The organism is Saccharothrix sp. HUAS TT1 (assembly GCF_040744945.1).
Classification (GTDB): domain Bacteria; phylum Actinomycetota; class Actinomycetes; order Mycobacteriales; family Pseudonocardiaceae; genus Actinosynnema.
In genome coordinates, this window is the sequence record NZ_CP160453.1 from 568,230 (window position 1) to 582,895 (window position 14,666).

15 protein-coding genes and 2 pseudogenes are annotated in these 14,666 nt (G+C 74.0%); 9 read left to right on the top strand and 8 right to left on the bottom strand.

What is annotated here, in order from left to right:
* Window positions 1–26: 26 nt before the first annotated feature.
* Window positions 27–1,241 (bottom strand): glucose-1-phosphate adenylyltransferase, encoded by a 1,215-nt coding sequence (gene glgC, locus AB0F89_RS02775; protein WP_367132220.1) that lies wholly within the window; start codon window positions 1,239–1,241, stop codon window positions 27–29.
* Window positions 1,242–1,344: 103 nt separating this feature from the next.
* On the opposite strand from glgC, the gene glgA reads away from it, so the two are divergent.
* The 3 genes and pseudogenes from glgA to AB0F89_RS02790 all read left to right on the top strand — a co-directional run.
* On the top strand, window positions 1,345–2,508 hold the full coding sequence (gene glgA, locus AB0F89_RS02780; RefSeq protein ID WP_367132222.1) for a glycogen synthase: 1,164 nt from the start codon (window positions 1,345–1,347) through the stop codon (window positions 2,506–2,508).
* A 102-nt stretch (window positions 2,509–2,610) separates the two neighbouring features.
* A complete protein-coding gene (locus AB0F89_RS02785; protein ID WP_367132224.1) occupies window positions 2,611–3,963 on the top strand; it encodes a hypothetical protein in 1,353 nt (450 codons plus the stop codon).
* Between the two features lie 210 nt (window positions 3,964–4,173).
* Window positions 4,174–4,503: pseudogene (locus AB0F89_RS02790) on the top strand (LysR substrate-binding domain-containing protein); the annotation flags it as partial.
* Window positions 4,504–4,777: 274 nt separating this feature from the next.
* Here the strand turns inward: AB0F89_RS02790 and AB0F89_RS02795 are convergent.
* Together AB0F89_RS02795 and AB0F89_RS02800 are read right to left on the bottom strand one after the other, a co-directional pair.
* Entirely contained in the window at window positions 4,778–6,229 is a 1,452-nt protein-coding gene (locus tag AB0F89_RS02795) for a M17 family metallopeptidase (protein ID WP_367132226.1), read from the bottom strand.
* 130 nt (window positions 6,230–6,359) lie between these two features.
* On the bottom strand, window positions 6,360–6,527 hold the full coding sequence (locus AB0F89_RS02800) for a DUF3117 domain-containing protein (protein WP_012783412.1): 168 nt from the start codon (window positions 6,525–6,527) through the stop codon (window positions 6,360–6,362).
* 262 nt (window positions 6,528–6,789) lie between these two features.
* Here AB0F89_RS02800 and AB0F89_RS02805 point away from each other — a divergent pair, with 262 nt between their 5' ends.
* Window positions 6,790–7,569, top strand: coding sequence for a PaaX family transcriptional regulator C-terminal domain-containing protein (locus AB0F89_RS02805; RefSeq protein ID WP_367132229.1), 780 nt, complete (start codon window positions 6,790–6,792; stop codon window positions 7,567–7,569).
* A 13-nt stretch (window positions 7,570–7,582) separates the two neighbouring features.
* Window positions 7,583–8,362, top strand: coding sequence for an enoyl-CoA hydratase-related protein (locus AB0F89_RS02810; RefSeq protein ID WP_367132231.1), 780 nt, complete (start codon window positions 7,583–7,585; stop codon window positions 8,360–8,362).
* Here the strand turns inward: AB0F89_RS02810 and AB0F89_RS02815 are convergent.
* From AB0F89_RS02815 to AB0F89_RS02835, 5 genes and pseudogenes are all read right to left on the bottom strand, one after another.
* Window positions 8,349–8,900 carry a DNA-3-methyladenine glycosylase I gene (locus AB0F89_RS02815; protein ID WP_367132233.1) on the bottom strand — a complete coding sequence of 184 codons (552 nt, stop codon included), beginning with the start codon at window positions 8,898–8,900 and terminating at the stop codon, window positions 8,349–8,351. The two genes, AB0F89_RS02810 and AB0F89_RS02815, sit on opposite strands and share 14 nt — an antisense overlap.
* The gene (locus AB0F89_RS02820) at window positions 8,897–9,310 is read right to left on the bottom strand and encodes an SRPBCC family protein (RefSeq protein ID WP_367132235.1); all 414 of its coding nucleotides are present in this window, start codon (window positions 9,308–9,310) and stop codon (window positions 8,897–8,899) included. The genes AB0F89_RS02815 and AB0F89_RS02820 overlap by 4 nt, the downstream gene beginning before the upstream one ends.
* Before the next feature lie 223 nt (window positions 9,311–9,533).
* Window positions 9,534–9,812: pseudogene (locus AB0F89_RS02825) on the bottom strand (DivIVA domain-containing protein); the annotation flags it as partial.
* 28 nt (window positions 9,813–9,840) lie between these two features.
* Entirely contained in the window at window positions 9,841–10,518 is a 678-nt protein-coding gene (locus tag AB0F89_RS02830) for a permease prefix domain 1-containing protein (protein WP_367132237.1), read from the bottom strand.
* The gene (locus AB0F89_RS02835) at window positions 10,500–10,838 is read right to left on the bottom strand and encodes a PadR family transcriptional regulator (RefSeq protein ID WP_367132239.1); all 339 of its coding nucleotides are present in this window, start codon (window positions 10,836–10,838) and stop codon (window positions 10,500–10,502) included. Before AB0F89_RS02835 ends, AB0F89_RS02830 begins: the two co-directional genes overlap by 19 nt.
* A gap of 88 nt (window positions 10,839–10,926) precedes the next feature.
* Between AB0F89_RS02835 and AB0F89_RS02840 the strand changes: the two genes are divergently transcribed.
* Genes AB0F89_RS02840 through AB0F89_RS02855 form a run of 4 tightly spaced genes read left to right on the top strand, consistent with a single transcriptional unit; the run spans window position 10,927 to window position 14,594 of the window.
* The gene (locus AB0F89_RS02840) at window positions 10,927–12,093 is read left to right on the top strand and encodes a cytochrome ubiquinol oxidase subunit I (RefSeq protein ID WP_367132241.1); all 1,167 of its coding nucleotides are present in this window, start codon (window positions 10,927–10,929) and stop codon (window positions 12,091–12,093) included.
* 35 nt (window positions 12,094–12,128) lie between these two features.
* A complete protein-coding gene (locus AB0F89_RS02845) occupies window positions 12,129–12,953 on the top strand; it encodes a cytochrome d ubiquinol oxidase subunit II (protein WP_367132243.1) in 825 nt (274 codons plus the stop codon).
* Window positions 12,940–14,454, top strand: coding sequence for a thiol reductant ABC exporter subunit CydD (gene cydD, locus AB0F89_RS02850; protein ID WP_367132245.1), 1,515 nt, complete (start codon window positions 12,940–12,942; stop codon window positions 14,452–14,454). The genes AB0F89_RS02845 and cydD overlap by 14 nt, the downstream gene beginning before the upstream one ends.
* Complete coding sequence (locus AB0F89_RS02855; RefSeq protein WP_367132247.1) at window positions 14,451–14,594, top strand: hypothetical protein; 144 nt, start codon at window positions 14,451–14,453, stop codon at window positions 14,592–14,594. The genes cydD and AB0F89_RS02855 overlap by 4 nt, the downstream gene beginning before the upstream one ends.
* The last annotated feature ends 72 nt before the right edge of the window (window positions 14,595–14,666 follow it).

Consider the following 14,666-nt stretch of genomic DNA (forward strand, 5'->3'; position numbering starts at 1 on the left):
GTCCCCGACCCTCGTCACCAGGGCTTTCAGTGAGCCGTGACGCCCTTGCCGAGCACCGTCACACCCGCGGCCGACACGGTGTAGCGCTGCCGGTCCGTCGCCGGGTCGACGCCGATCAGCGCGCCGTCGGGCACCACGACGTTCTTGTCCAGGATCGCCCGCCGCACGACCGCGCCGCGCCCGATCCGCACGCCGGGCAGCAGCACGCTGCCCTGCACCACCGACCCGGACTCCACGATCACGTCCGAGCTGATCACCGACCCGTGGACGGTGCCGGAGATGATCGAACCCGGCCCCACCATCGAGTCCTCGGCGCTGCCGCCCGCGATGAACTTCGCCGGCGGCAGCGGCGGGGTCGCGGTCCGGATCGGCCACGCCTGGTTGTAGAGGTTGAACACCGGCCGCACCGACACCAGGTCCATGTGCGCCTCGTAGTAGGCGTCGATGGTCCCCACGTCGCGCCAGTAGCCGCGGTCGCGGTCGGTCTCGCCCGGCACCTTGTTGTCGGCGAAGTCGTAGACGTGCGCCTGCCCCTGGTCGACGAGCATCGGGATGATGTCGCCGCCCATGTCGTGGTCGGAGTCGGGGTTGGCGGCGTCCGCGCGCAACGCCTCGATCAGCGCCTCCGTGGTGAACACGTAGTTGCCCATCGACGCGAAGGTGACCTCGGGGTCGCCCGGCACGTGCGGCGGCTCGGACGGCTTCTCCAGGAACCGGGTGATCAGCCCGGTCTCGTCGGAGTCGATGCAGCCGAACGCCTTGGCCTCGGCCCGCGGCACCCGGATGCCGGCGACGGTCACGCCCGCGCCGGCCGCCACGTGCTGCTCCACCATCTGGCCCGGGTCCATCCGGTAGACGTGGTCGGCGCCGAAGATGATCACGTGCTCCGGCTTCTCGTCGTTGACCAGGTTCAGCGACTGGAAGATGGCGTCGGCGCTGCCGGTGTACCAGCGCGGCCCGAGCCGCTGCTGCGCCGGCACCGGCGTGACGTACTGGCCGAGCACATTGGACAGGCGCCAGGTCGTCGAGATGTGCCGGTCCAGGGAATGGGATTTGTACTGGGTGAGCACGCAGAGCTTGACGAAACCCGCGTTCACCAGGTTGGACAGGACGAAGTCCACCAGCCGGTAGTTACCGCCGAAGGGCACCGCCGGCTTTGCCCGGTCGGCGGTCAACGGCCACAACCGTTTGCCTTCGCCACCGGCGAGGACAATTCCTAGAACGTGCGGTTGCCCTTTCACAGCAACGACCCTAACCGGGTGAGCACCGGCCCACCAACGGCGAAGTAACGCAAACTCCACTCGTTCACCCGGCTGCCCCCGACCTCGGGGTTACGGTGAGCCCGTGCGAATTGGACTGCTGACAAGGGAGTACCCGCCGGAGGTCTACGGCGGAGCCGGGGTTCACGTGGGTTTCCTCGTGCCGAGGTTGCGCGAACTGGTGGACGTGGACGTGCACGCCTTCGGCGGACCGCGCGCGGACGCCAGGGCGCACAACCCGGCGCACGGCCTGGAGCAGGCGAACGCCGCCCTGGCCACGCTGTCGGTCGACCTGGAGATGGCCGCCGCGCTGGGTGACGTGCAGCTCGCGCACTCCCACACCTGGTACGCGAACATGGCCGGTCACCTGGCCAAACTGCTGCACGGCGTGCCGCACGTGGTGACCGCGCACTCGCTGGAGCCGCGCCGGCCGTGGAAGGCCGAGCAGCTCGGCGGCGGCTACCGGATCTCCTCCTGGGTGGAGCGGACGGCGTACGAGGCGGCGGACGCGGTGATCGCGGTCAGCGAGGGCATGCGGGCCGACGTGCTCGACTGCTACCCCTCGCTGGACCCGGCGCGGGTGCACGTGGTCCGCAACGGCATCGACACCACCGCGTACCACCCCGTCACCGAGACCGACGCGCTGACCAGGCACGGGATCGACCCGCACCGGCCGATCGCGACGTTCGTGGGGCGGATCACCCGGCAGAAGGGCGTCGGCCACCTGGTCGCCGCCGCGCACCGGATCTCGCCGGACGCGCAGGTCGTACTGTGCGCGGGCGCCCCGGACACGCCGGAGATCGCCGAGGAGACGCGGCTGGCGGTGGCGGAGCTGGCGGCGTCGCGGCCGGGGGTGTTCTGGATCCAGCAGATGCTCCAGCCGGCCGAGGTGCGGCAGATCCTGAGCCGGTCGACGGTGTTCGTGTGCCCATCGGTGTACGAGCCGCTCGGCATCGTGAACCTGGAGGCGATGGCGTGCGGCACGGCCGTGGTGGCCTCCGACGTCGGCGGCATCCCCGAGGTGGTCGACCACGGCCGCACCGGGCTGCTGGTGCACTACGACGAGAAGGACGTCGAGGCGTACCGGGTGGCGCTGGCCGACGCCGTCAACGAGGTGCTGGGCGACCCGGAGCGGGCAGCGGCGTTCGGCGCGGCGGGGCGGCAGCGGGCCGTCGAGGAGTTCTCGTGGGCGACGGTCGCCGAGCAGACGGTGGCCGTGTACGAGACGGCGCTGAACAGCGTCAGGTGATCGTTCGGCGCCGCACTGTGACGGTCGCCACTCGAACGTGATGCAACGCCTCGGCACGACGACCGCCTTTAACCAGTAGGGCGACTACTGGGTGGGGGTTGCATGCGGTGGCTTGTGCTCCTGCTCGCGCTGGTGGCCGGTGGGTGTGCCACGCCCGCGTTCAGCGCGGAGCAGGTCAGGTTGACCATCGGGGGGAAGGCGGTGCTGGACGCGCCCGGCCTGCAGTCGCGGGCCGAGGCCGAGCTGAGCTACACGTTGTCGTTCGGGTACGTCGCCCGGACCGGTCGGGACGCGGTGAGCTGCTGGTTCGCCCGGACCGGCGAGGCGTTCGAGATCGACACCCGGCTGTGGTGCGGCCCCGTGCAGGTGCCCGGCACCGCGGCGACCACCGACTGGGTGCCGGTGCCGTTGAAGGAGGTCGGGCACGACGGCCCCGGCGTCCGGTTGGAGGTGCAGCCGCCGCAGGTGCCCGCGCAGGGCGCCCGCAGCACACCGGTGGGGAAGCTGGTGCGCACCGACGGCCGGGAGACCGAGGCCGACCAGGGCGTCGGCGCGGCCGGGCCCGACTTCCTCGCCGTGCTGCCCGACGACGGGCAGGTGCTCGACCCGGCGTTCGCGATGGTGCGCGACGACCAGCTCGAAGTGCACGCCACCGGGTACGCGTCGCCGACGTCGTGGCCGACCGCCGAGGGCGAGCTGCGGGCCGAGCACGGGGTCGCGCTGCGGGTGCTGCGGGTGCGGGTGACGCGGCACAGCGAGGTCGACTCCGCGTTCGGGCAGACGCCGTGGCGCGGCTGGCTGCCGCAGCGGCCGGAGCTGGCGCTGGACGTGCCGGGCCGGCGGCACCGGCTGCCCGCCGACCGGCTGCCGGACGACGGGTCGGCGCTGATCGTCTACACGGTGCCGGCGGCCGGCGGCCCGGAGGCGCTGGTGCTCGACACGGTGGGGACGAAGTCGCTGCAACAGCGGGTCGAGGTGCCGTCCGGGCAGGTCGTCGGCGAGGCGCCGGCGGTGCTGCGGCGCGCGCCCGGACCGGAGTCGGTGGCGCTGTCGACGCCGGTGACCGTCGGCACGGCCGCCGGGACGCTGGAGGTCGTGCGCGCCCGGCTGGGGCGGCAGCGGCCGGTGTCGAAGCAGGGGCAGTACGAGCTGGCCACGGCGTCGCCCGGGACGGCGTTGCTGGAGCTGCGGATGGTCGGGCACGGGGTGCCGAGCGCGCTCGGGGCCGGGCACACCGCGCGGCTGGCGAGCGTCACGCTGCCGGACGGGCGGCCCGCGCAGCAGGTCGGCGCGCGCTACGGCGGTGACATGTTCCCGGCGGTGGTCGTGTTCGAGGTGCCGGAGGACGTGCGGGCGGTGACGTTCTCGGTGGCGGCGGGGACGGTGACGGTGCCGCAGCTGGGCACGGTCGGGGTGGCCGGCGGGGCGGGGGTCGAGGTGCCGCTGGACTTCTGAAGCCGGTGCGCGGCGACGGCCGGCGTGCGGGAGGAGGAACTGGTCCTCGGCGTCCCGCCGGGCCACTGCCTGGACGGGCGCGCGGCGGTGCGGGTGGCGGTGCGGGTGGCGGTGCGGGTGGCGGTGCGGGTGGCGGTGCGGGTGGCGGTGCGGGTGGCGGTGCGGGTGGCGGTGCGGGTGGCGGTGCGGGTGGCGGTGCGGGTGGCGGTGCGGGTGGCGGTGCGGGTGGCGGTGCGGGTGGCGGAGCTGGCGGGCGAGGAGTTCGTGGGGCTGGAGCCGGGGTACGGGCTGCGGCAGATCACCGACGACCTGTGCGCGGCGGCCGGTTTCGTGCCCGTGCCGGCGTTCGAGGGGCAGGAGACGGAGACCGTCCGGGGTTTGGTGGCGGCCGGCCTGGGCGTCGCCCTGCTGCCGCGCGCCGAGTCGCCGTCGGGCCTGCCGGAGATCCCCCTCACGCCGCGCGCGGCGCGGGAGATCGCCCTGGTCTGGCGGACCGACACCCCACTACCGCCCGCCGTGCGCGCTTTCCGCGACCACGCGCTGGCTCACTGACCCCGCGACCCACCGGCCGCACAGCCCGCCGATCCCGCCGACCCGCCGGCCGCACGCCCCGCGAGCCCGCCGGCCCCGCAGCCCGCCGATCCTGCGGCCTGCCGGTCGCGTAGTCCGCTCGACTCCCCTGTTCGCCGGCTGGCTGGGTCAGGCGGGCCGGGCCGGGTCAGGTGGGCTGGGGTTGGAGGGGTGGTTGGGGGTTGCGGTTCCTCGATTCAACCGAGGTGGCGTAACAGCGTTTCCGTACACATTCGGCCGATGATCACCCGATCGTGTCAGCCAGTTCGATCAACGTGCGGGCCGCGAAGCCCGTCGCACCGGCCACCACCTCGTCGTACACCCGATCAGCCCGCGCCGGTCCGGCGATGTCCAGGTGCGCCCACGGCACGTCACCGACGAACTCCCGCAGGAACAGCGCCGCCGTGATCCCGCCCGGCCCCGGCGGGCACTGGCGGACGTCCGCGATGTCGCTCCGCACGTCCTCCACCAGGTCCGCCGGCAGCGGCATGCGCCACCAGGACTCCCCGACCCGGGCGCCGGCCTCGGCGATCTGCCCGGCCAGGTCGTCCGAGGTCGCGAAGAGGCCGCCGGTCCGCAGGCCCAGGGTGATCTTCATCGCCCCCGTCAGGGTCGCCACGTCGACCAGCACGTCCGGCCCGAGGTTGCGGACGGCGTAGGCCAGGGCGTCGGCCAGGACCAGCCTGCCCTCGGCGTCCGTGTTGGTCACCTCGGTGGTCGTGCCCCCGTAGTGGGTGATCACGTCACCCGGCCGGTACGCCGAGCCCGACACGTGGTTCTCGGCCGCCGGCACCAGGCCGGTCACCCGGACCGGCAGGCCCTGCCGCGCGATCCCGACCAGGGCCGCGATGACCGCCGCGCCACCCGACATGTCGGTGCGCATCAGGTGCATGCCGTCGGCGGGCTTGATCGAGATGCCGCCGGTGTCGAACGTGATCCCCTTGCCGACCAGCACCAGGTGTGGCCGGCCGGCAGCGGTTCCGGGCCAGGTCAGCTCGATGAACCGGGGCGGGCGGGACGAGCCGCCGCCGACCGCCAGCACGCCGCCGAAGCCCTGCTCGGCCAGCCACCCCTCGTCCCTGACCGCCACCTCCAGCCCCGGCACGTCGCGGGCCGCCTTCACGGCCGCGGCGGCCAGCCAGGCCGGGTCCTTCACGTTCGACGGCGCGTTGGCCAGGTCACGCCCCAGCGACGTCGCCGCTGCCAGCACGTTCGCCTTCCGCACGGCATCGGCCACCGAAGCCGCCGAAGCCGCCGAACCCGGGGCGCCGACCAGGCGCAGGGACTTGACCCGCTTCGGCGGCTCCTCCCCAGTCACCTTGAACCGGTACCCGCCGACCGCCGCACCCAGCGTGAACGCCGCCACCGCCGCCACCGGCACGTCCGCCGGCAACCGCACGTCGAACGTCGTCCCGCCGCTCTTCTCCGCGTCCGCGTGCAGGGCCCGGACCAGCGCCGCACCGGCCTTGCGCCAGTCGCCCGGCCCGCCCTCGCCGACCCCGACGACCCAGGTCCGCCCGTGCCTGGACGTCGAGCCGGCCTGGCCGGTCACCTCGCCGAGGTCGTCCACCTGCTCGCCACCCGGCCCGAGCCGCACCGGCTCGCCGGGGAACGCCACCAGCACCGCGGGCACACCTCGCCGGAGGGTGTCGGCCACCTCGACGGCGACCAGCGGGGTGGGCAGGGGTGCTCGCACGGGAACCTCCAACGAGAGGGGTGGGTCAGGTCACACCGGGCGGACCAGCCGCAGGTGGGGGGTGCGGGCGTAGCGATGCCCCGGTTCCACAGTGGAAACCGGGGCCTCGACGCTTACTCGGTCCGGCCGGTCAGCCGGCGGCTGCCTTGAGGGCGTCGCCCAGGGCGTTGGCCTCGTCCGCCGACATCTCGACGACGAGGCGCCCACCACCCTCGAGCGGAACGCGCATCACGATGCCGCGCCCCTCCTTGGTCACCTCGAGGGGACCGTCGCCGGTCCGGGGCTTCATGGCCGCCATCGCGTGCTCCCTCCGTCAACATCTTCCCCGTCCGACCAGGGCCGGATACTCGGCCCATTCTCCCCTATGCGGACTCGGCAGCGAAACCGAACCGATCTTTCCGGCCCGCCGGCGGCCGATTGGCGATCTTCACCAAGCCGCAGATCAGGGCCAGGATGGCCGTGTCCCAACGACTTCCGCGCCGACCGCCGACCGTCACCTGGTCGTGACCGTTGACGGCGCTGTGGCGTGTCGCGGGGTCCCCCTGACAGACTCGGATCTCGTGCGAGCCCGTTCCGCGCTCTTCGACGTCTACGGCGGCCACCTCCGCGAGCGGGGTGGCGCGGCGACGATCGCCGCGCTGGTCCGGTTGCTGGAGCCGCTGGACTTCGCCGCGCCCGCCGTGCGCACCGCCGTGTCGCGGACGGTGCGGCAGGGCTGGCTGGAGCCCGTCCGGCTGCCGGGCGGCCCCGGCTACGCGATGACACCTCGCGCGGAACGGCGGCTGGACGAGGCCGCGGCCCGCATCTACCGCACCCGGCCGTCCACGTGGGACGGACGGTGGCACGTGGTGGTGCTGGAGGAGCTGCCCGCCCGGGAGGCGCGGGAGCGGCTGGCCTCCTCGCTCCAGCTGCTCGGCTACGGGGCGCTCGGCCCGGTGACGTGGATCGCACCGCGGCCGTCGCCGGAGCTGGCGGACGTGCTCGCGGGCGAGGGCGTGCTGGGCAGCACGTTCCACGGCGAGCACGAGGGCGATCCGGCGGAGCTGGCGGCGCGGGCGTGGGACCTGGCGACGCTGGGTCGCGACTACGCGCGGTTCGTGGCCGAGCAGGAGCCGGTGATGTCCGCTGTGGACGGTACGTCGCCCGCGGCGGCGTTCGCGGCTTCGCAGCGGTTCCTGCACGCCTGGCGCAAGTTCCTGTTCCGCGATCCCGGGCTGCCGCGGGAGCTGCTGCCCGCCGACTGGCCGGGCGCGGACGCGGCCGGGTTCTTCGACCGGCACACGAACCGCCTCGCGCCCGCGGTGGCCCGGTTCGTCGACGACTCCCTCGCCCACCACTGATCCGGAGGTACCCGTGTCCGAACTCCTCGTCGACGACGCTGACGGCGTTCGCACCTTCACGCTGAACCGGCCCGAGTCGTTCAACTCGTTCACGGTGGCGTTGAAGGAGCGGCTGCTGGCGGCGGTGGTGGAGACCGCAGCGGACGACGCCGTGCGCGCGGTGGTCATCACCGGCGCGGGGAGGGCGTTCTGCGCGGGTCAGGACCTGAAGGAGCACGTCGCGCTGCTGGAGGCGGGTGACCCGGCGCCGCTGCGGACCGTGGAGGACCACTACAACCCGCTGGTCAGGGCCATCGTCGGGATGCCGAAGCCGGTGATCGCGGCGGTGAACGGGATGGCGGCGGGCGCGGGGGCGTCGCTGGCGTTCGCGAGCGACCTGCGGATCGCCGGGGAGGGCGCGAAGTTCCTGATGGCGTTCGCGAACGTGGGGCTGACCGCGGACTCGGGCGCGTCGTGGACGCTGCCGCGGCTGATCGGGCACGGCCGGGCGATGGAGATGATGCTGCTCGCGCAGCCGGTGGGCGCGGCGGAGGCGCTGCGGATCGGCCTGGTGGGCCAGGTGGTGCCGGACGGCGAGGTGCTGTCGACGGCGCAGGCGCTGGCCCGCGAGCTGGCCTCCGGGCCGACCACGGCCTACGCCAAGATCAAGGAGGCGATGGCGTTCTCCGGTGAGCTGGCGGCGGCGCTGGAGGTGGAGGCGCGAACGCAGGCGGAGGCGGGCGCGACGGCGGACCACCGGGAGGCGGTGGCCGCGTTCGTGGCGAAGCGGAAGCCGACGTTCACCGGTCGGTAGCGCGGAAGCAGGTCGCGATGTGGTCGTCGACCATGCCCGTGGCCTGCATCAGCGCGTAGCAGGTGGTGGGGCCGAGGAACACGAAGCCGCGGCGCTTCAGCTCCTTGGCCATCGCCTTCGACTCGGGGGTGACGGCGGGCACGTCGGCGATCGTGGCGGGTCGTTCGTGCCGTTCGGGCGCGAACGACCAGAGCAGGTCGTCCAGCGGCACCTCCAGCTCGGCGACGGCGCGGGCGTTGCCGATGGTGGCGTTGATCTTGGCCCGGTTGCGGACGATGCCCGCGTCGGCCATCAGCCGGTCGAAGTCGTCGGGGCCGAACTCGGCGACGAGCTTCGGCTCGAAGCCCGCGAACGCGGTCCGGAAGTTCTCCCGCTTGCGCAGGATGGTGATCCAGGACAGGCCGGACTGGAACGACTCCAGCGCCATCCGCTCGAACATGGCCGACTCGCCGCGCAGCTCCACTCCCCACTCGGTGTCGTGGTAGTCGACGTAGTCGGGGGTGCTGTCGCCCCACGGGCAGCGGACGAGGTCGGTCACTGGGGGTACTCCCGGGCGAAGGCGGCGAACCGGCGCAGCGACCACAGCACGCCCGGCGCGAAGGCCAGGTTGAGCGGCAGCGCGATGTCCTCGGACCAGACCAGCTCGCTGCGGTCGTCGCCGTGCGGGACGACCACGAACTCGCCGGTGCCGCGCACCAGCTTGCCGGTGTGCTCGACGGCGCAGCGCACCGGGGGTTCCCAGGCGGTGATGCGCATGGTGTCGGTGAAGCCGAGGGGGCCGACGCCGGTGAACGCGGACAGCCCGCTGCCCTCGCTCACCCCGTCACCGCTGGTGACGCGGACGGTGGTGCCGAGCATCCACTCGCCCTGCCTGGCCCAGTCGGTCAGCGCCGCCCAGGTGGTCGCGGCGGGTGCTTCGACCTGGACGCGCAGGTCAAGCCGGGTCACGTTCGGGCTCCCGCTCGGTGCCGGCCGGGGTCTTGGTCCCGGCCTCGGTCGCGGTTCCGGCGGCGGTCGCGGGCGCGGTGGCGGTTCCGGTCGCCGCCTCGGGCGCGGTTCCGGTCGTGGGCGCGGTGGCGGTGCCGGGCGCGGTGGCGGTGCCGGGCGGGGCTTCGGTGGTGGCTTCGGGGGCGGGGCGGGTGGTGGTCGACGGGTCGATGCCCAGTTCGGCCTCCAGCTCGACCACCCGGCCGCGCAGCCGCTCGACCTCGCCGGCCAGGCGGTCCAGCGCCCAGTCCACCTCGGTCATCTTGTAACCGCGCAGGACCTGCTGGAACTTCAGGTCGCGCACGTCCTCCGGGGTGACGTCGTCGGCGGGCAGGCGGGTCGGCGACGCGCCGGGCGGCAGCGGCGCCAGCTCCTCGCCACGCCCGAACACCAGTGCGGCCAGCAGGAACACCACAGCCGCGACGAGCGCCATGACGACGATGTAGATGAGCGCTGAGGTCACGGGACGATCGTGGCACATGCCGGGCCGATCACACCGACGAGAACACCAGACACCGCCGCGCCAGGACGGCGAGCCTCAGCGCGACGGCGAACGAGACGACGGTCGCCGCGATCACCGGGGGCGACGCGAGCAGCCGCGCCACGTCCAGGTAGGCGGTGGCGGCCAGGATGGCGACGTTGCCCAGCAGGGTGACGCCCACCGCGCCGACGGCGACCACGCCCGCCGCCCTGGCCAGGGTGGTCGTGCTGACCGACGTGCGCGCCAACCGGCGCCCGGCCAGCAGCGCGAGCACGGCGGCGCCCGCCGCGAACCACGCCGAGGAGTCGTTGAACCGGGCGACGGCGAGGTACCAGCCGGGCGGCGGCGCGTCGAAGTCGGCCCAGGAGCCGATCCAGAACAGCCGGTTCAGCTCCCACATCACGTAGGCCAGCGGCACGACCAGCAGCACCGAGCGCAGCGTGCGGGCGCCGTGGGCGAGGCCGAGCAGGCCCTGGTACTCGCGGGCGATGGCGGCGACCGGGCCGAACTCGGCGACGGCGCGGCGTTGCGCGTCCTCCTCGGTGAGCCCGTCGTCGCGGTGCGCGGCGGCGGCGTCGCGCAGGCTGTCGCGCGCTTCGGCGAGCAGGTCGTCCTTGACCGGCTCAGGGCCGCGCAGCCGTCGGTCCAGCGCGGCCACGTAGTCGTCGATCACGCCTGCGCCGGCCACGGCCCGCCCCCCAGCACGCCCTCGATCGCGGTGGTGAACTCGCGCCACGCGGTGCGCTCGTCGGCCAGGGCGCGCTGACCGGCCTTGGTGAGCCGGTAGGTGCGGCGCTGCCGGCCGCCGACGGTGCTCCACTCGCTGGCCACCAGGCCGGCGGTCTCCAGCCGGCGCAGGGCCGGGTAGACGGTGCCGGTGGGCAGGTCGAGGGCTCCCCCGCTGCGCCGCTGCAACGCCTCGATGATGGCGTAGCCGTGCAGTTGGCCGCCGTCGAGCGTGGCCAGCAGGAGCGCGTCGAGATGACCCCGCAACGCGTCGGACTTCATGGGTAGCCACTCTACGGATCGGGACGGGGGTCGGTATCCGGGACATCCCCGATGTTGCGTAGCGGCACTACATATAATGTGCCTACCTATGGATGCTCTCGAACTGGCCCGGCTCCAGTTCGCCACCACCACGTCGTTCCACTTCCTGTTCGTGCTGCTCACGCTCGGACTGGTGACCGCGGTGGCGGTGGCGCAGACCCGGGCGGCGTTCTCCGCCGACCCCGTGCACGCGCGGATGGCGCGCTTCTGGGGCCGGCTCTACGTGGTGAACTACGCGCTCGGCATCGCGACCGGCATCGTCATGGAGTTCCAGTTCGGGCTGAACTGGTCGGGCCTGTCGACGTTCGCGGGCGACGTGTTCGGCGCGCCGCTGGCGCTGGAGACGCTGGTCGCGTTCTTCCTGGAGTCGACGTTCCTCGGCCTGTGGATCTTCGGCTGGGACCGGCTGAACAAGTGGGCGCACCTGGCGCTGATCTGGCTGGTCGCGCTGACCGCGTTCGCCTCGGCGTTCTGGATCATGGTGGCGAACGCGTTCCTGCACAACCCCGCCGGGCACGAGTCGCGCGACGGCGTGCTGCGGCTGGTCGACTTCTCCGCGCTGCTGACCAACCCGACGTTCGGCACGGCGTTCCTGCACGTGTGCTTCGCGTCGCTGACCGTCGGCGGCGTGTTCCTGACCGGCGTCAGCGCCTACCACTTCCTCCGGCGCACCACCGAGGTCGACTTCTTCCGCCGGTCGCTGCGGCTGGGCGTGGTGCTGACCGCTTTGGCCACGCCGCCGCTGGTCGGGTTCGGGTTCGGGCAGTTCCCGATCGTGCGGCAGTACCAGCCGGACAAGTTCGACACGGTCGGCGCGCTGGACGGCACGGGCCTCGGGTTCATGATCCAGATCGGGTTCGTGCTGCTGCTGGTGAGCTGGGCGGCGGTGCCGCTGCTGTTCCGCGACTGGGTCATCCGGCTGCGCTTCCCGCTCTACCTGATGGTGGTCGGCATCCCGCTGCCGTTCGTCGCGGCGATCGGCGGGTGGCTGTTCCGCGAGGTCGGGCGGCAGCCGTGGCTGGTGCAGGGGGTGCTGACCACGCGGGACGCCATGTCGCACGTCAGCCGGGACCAGGTGCTCGTGTCGTTCATCGCGTTCACGGCCGTGTTCGCGGTGCTCGCGGTCGCGGACTGGGTGCTGATCGCCCGGCTGGCGCGGCGCGGGCCGGTGTCGTCCGACGAGGCGCCCGTGTCGCCGCTCGTCCCGGCTCTGTAGCGGGGGTGCACGTCGTGGAAGGTGTCTGGGTTGCCATGCTCGCGTTCCTGACCTGCGGTTACTTCGCGCTGGCCGGGTTCGACTACGGGGTCGGGGTGTTGTTGCGGCTGGTCGGGCGGGACGAGCGGGAGCGGCGGCTGGTGCTGCGGGCCGTCGCGCCGTTCTTCCTCGGCAACGAGGTGTGGCTGGTCGCGGCGGTGGGCGTGCTGTTCGGCGCGTTCCCCCGGTTGGAGGGCGAGCTGCTGTCGTCGCAGCACACGGTGTTCTCGGTGCTGCTGGCCGGGCTGGTGTGCTTCACGGTCGCGGTGCAGCTGCGGTCGCCCGGGTGGGACTTCCCGCTCGTCGGCGGGGCGCTCGTGGTCGCGGTCGGCTGGGGCGTGCTGCTGGGGCGGGTGCTCGGCGGGCCGCCGGTGCTGTGGGGCGCGGGGCTGTTGGCGTTGTTCACGTTGCACGGCGCGGTGTTCCTGGCCTGGCGGTTACCCGGTGAGCTGCGGGAACGGGCGACGCGGATCGCGGTCGCGCTCGTGCTGCCGGGCGCCGGTTTCGCGGTGGCGGCGGTGGTGACGGCCGGGTCCGTGCCCGAGCCCGCGTTCGGGGTGACGGCGGTGGGCGCGCTGGGGTTGCTGGGCGGGGTCTGGGCGGCGTTGCGGGCGGGTCGGCACGCGGTGGCCTTCGCGTGCAGCGCCCTGCTGTGCGCGTTGCCGGTGGTGGGCGTGTTCGGCGCGGCGGCGGTGGTGTCCGTCCCGGTGATGGCCGACCTGCCGACGTTGCGGGTGCTGACGTGGGCGGCGGTCGTGGTGGTGCCGCTGGTGCTGGTGTTCCAGTGGGCGACGTGGCGGATGTCCCGTGCGGCACGTTGACCGGTGGTACGTGGCAGTGCTGACGGCGCTGGCGGTCGTCACGGCGGTGGTCGTGGTGGCGCAGGCGGAGGTGCTGGCAGCGGTGCTGACCGGCGCGTGGTCGGCCTGGTGGCTGGTGGCGGTCGTCGGCGCGCGCGGGCTCGTGGTGTGGGGCGGGCGGGTCGTGGCGCAGCGGTTCGCGGCCTCGGCGAAGGCCGCGCTGCGCAAGCGGGCGCTGCGGGACTCGTGCGGGTCGTCGGGGCGGGCCGGGTCGGTGGCGACGCTGGTGGTGAAGGGGCTGGACGCGGTCGAGCCGTACTTCGCCGGGTACCTGCCGCAGCTCGTGGTGGCGGCGGTCGTGCCGGTGGCGGTGGTGGTGCGGCTGTCGTTCGCCGACCTGGCGTCGGCCGTGGTGGTGCTGCTGACCCTGCCGCTGGTGCCGGTGTTCGCCGCGCTGGTCGGCGCGCACGCGCGGGACCGGACGCGGGCGCAGTGGGCGGGGCTGGCCGTGGTGGGCGGGCACTTCCTGGACGTGGTGCGCGGGCTGGGGACGTTGAAGGTGTTCGGGCGGGCGGCGGCGCAGGCGGTGACCGTGCGGGAGGTGGCCGGGGCGCACGCGGCGGCGACGATGCGGACGTTGCGGGTGGCGTTCCTGTCGGCGCTGGTGCTGGAGCTGGTGGCGACGCTGTCGGTGGCGCTGGTGGCCGTGCCGGTGGGGCTGCGGCTGCTGGACGGCGGGGTGACGTTGTCGGTGGCGCTGCTGGTGCTGCTGCTGGCGCCGGAGGCGTACCTGCCGCTGCGGGCCGCCGGCGCGCAGTTCCACGCCTCGGCCGAGGGGCTGGCGGTGCTGGAGGCGGTGCGGGCCAGTGAGCGGACCGGTGGGCAGGCCGCGGTGTCGGTCGGCCGGGTGGTCGCGCCGGACCTGCGGACGGCCGAGGTCGTGGTGGACCGGGTCGTGGTCCGCTACCCGGGGCGGGCCGCGCTGGCGGGCGTGTCGTTGCGGGTCGCGCCCGGTGAGCGGGTGGCGCTGGTCGGGCCGAGCGGGGTCGGGAAGAGCACGTTGCTGGCGGTGCTGCTGGGGTTCGTGACGCCGGTGTCGGGGCGGGTGCTGGTGGGCGGGGTGGACCTGCGGGAGGTCGACCGGGAGTCGTGGCTGCGGCAGCTCGCCTGGGTGCCGCAGCGGCCGACGCTGTTCCCGGGGACGGTCGGGGCGAACATCGCGCTGGGGTCCTCGGGCGGTGACGCGCGGGCGGCGGCGGTCGAGGTGGGGTTGGGGCACCTGGTGGACGCCGAGCACCCGCTGTCGTCCGGCGAGCGGCAGCGGGTCGCGCTGGCCAGGGCGTTGGTGCGGGAGGACGCGCGGATGCTGCTGCTGGACGAGCCGACGTCCCGGCTGGACGGCGGGACCGAGGAGGTGGTGCTGCGGGCCGCGCGCCGGCTGGCGGCCGGGCGGACGGCGCTGGTGGTCGCCCACCGGCCGGTGGTGCTCGGCGAGGTGGACCGGGTGGTGGTGCTCCGGTGAGACGGCGGGGACTGGGGCGAGGCGGACTGGGGCTGGGCGGACTGGACGACGGCGGGCTGGGCGGTGGTGTTCGGGTGAGACGGCTGGGGCTGGGCGCGGCGGACTCGACGGTGGCGGGCTGGACGGTGGTGTTCCGGTGAAGTGGCTGGGAGCGGGCGGCAGTGGATTGGGCAGCGGCGGACTCGGCGGCGGCGGGCTGGGCGGTGGCGCCT